The organism is Acinetobacter sp. V2, assembly GCF_001188385.1.
Lineage (GTDB): Bacteria > Pseudomonadota > Gammaproteobacteria > Pseudomonadales > Moraxellaceae > Acinetobacter > Acinetobacter oleivorans.
In genome coordinates this window covers 97,364-98,738 of record NZ_JZFB01000003.1, presented here as the reverse complement: position 1 = coordinate 98,738, position 1,375 = coordinate 97,364, and the positions used below count along the sequence as shown (strand labels likewise).

The following is a 1,375-nucleotide window of genomic DNA, read 5'->3' as shown; positions in this document are numbered from 1 at the left end:
CCAATACGTTGCAAGTAAACTAAATGCTGCAAGCTGTGAGTCGAGCATCGGTACTGCTGCATCAGTAAAGTTTTTAAGAATTAAACCAAACAGTAAGCCACCTACCGCAGCAATAATCATTTGGATGATAGCAGTTTGAACTGCAATAGGTTCAATTCGAATGTCGTGATCTTGCTGCTTTCCTTTGAACCAATAGTAAAAGCCATAAAAATTTACGACCATAAAAAAGAACTGCAAAATTGTTTCACCATATAGCTTAAATTCGTAAAACAAATAGGCATATAAAACAAAGGCAAAGAAATTAAACAGCCAACACCACATATTACGGATGACGGTTAATCCAACTCCAATGAGACTAATTAAGACCGCAAAGATTTCTAGAGGTGACATAAGCTGCTTATTGAGATCAATTTGACGAGGTATTATGAGAAAAATATGAAGCTAAGCAAACTACTAATTTAAAGTAATCAAAAAAACCATGCCTCATGCTTGAATCTAATTTGTACTTTTCTATTTATATGTTATAAAAATATCATCTATATTTTAATATACTTATCATGTTTTTATCTAAAGCCCATTGTTGTCTAGCGCGTCAATCATACGCCCCAGAGATTAAGTTCTATGTGGTCAATTGGCGACGTCCTTATTTTGGACAATTTGGCGCTTTAGATACGAAAATCGAGATATTTAATTTGTAATATATCCTCTGATTTTCATCACAAGCCGCCATAAAACGCGGCTTTTTTTATGCCCTTTTAAAACACCAAAGAACAAACTTTCTGGAGCTTTATATGAAGCCATTATTTGAACAACAGAGTATATCCACCCCGCAGATTCAGCCGGTTGTAGCATTATCTTCATCTCCGACTCGCCTTGCTACAGCCGGCCAATTTATTGCTGTCGTCATTATTTGGTCGCTTACCCCACTCGCGGCCGTCTGGACAGTACAAGAAATTCACTGGGCATGGGGATTATTTATTCGATTCAGTCTGGCGATTCCAATCGCCTTGCTGTGTCTAAGATTCTTTCGTTTAAAGCTCATCTTTAATAAAAAAGCTGTTTTAAGTTATTGTGCTGGAGCCATTGGTTTATTTGGATCTATGGCGTTTTGCTATATGGGTGCAGATAAAGTCCCCTCTGCCATTATCTCAATTATTTACGGCACCTCTCCGTTAGTATCTGGACTGATTAGCTCCTTTTTATTAGGACGCGAACGATTTTCAGTGTGGCAATGGCTTGGACTCGGTATTGCACTTGTCGGAATGAGTTTTACTTTAGGACTGTCTTCATCAGGTTTTCAGCTCAACCGCATCGGTATTCTATTAGAACTGATTGCGATGCTGTTTTATGTCTTGTCGACGTTTGCCGTGAAATC

Annotated in this window: 2 protein-coding genes; one reads left to right on the top strand and one right to left on the bottom strand. The window is 38.0% G+C overall.

Annotation, left to right across the window (positions count from 1 at the left end; all coding sequences use genetic code 11):
* Positions 1 to 390: nicotinamide riboside transporter PnuC (gene pnuC / locus UC75_RS11395; protein ID WP_228137304.1), on the bottom strand; the 390-nt coding region annotated here is incomplete at its 3' end.
* Between the two features lie 401 nt (positions 391 to 791).
* On the opposite strand from pnuC, the gene UC75_RS21335 reads away from it, so the two are divergent.
* The coding region (locus tag UC75_RS21335; protein WP_228137303.1) for a DMT family transporter at positions 792 to 1,375 on the top strand (584 nt) is incomplete at its 3' end.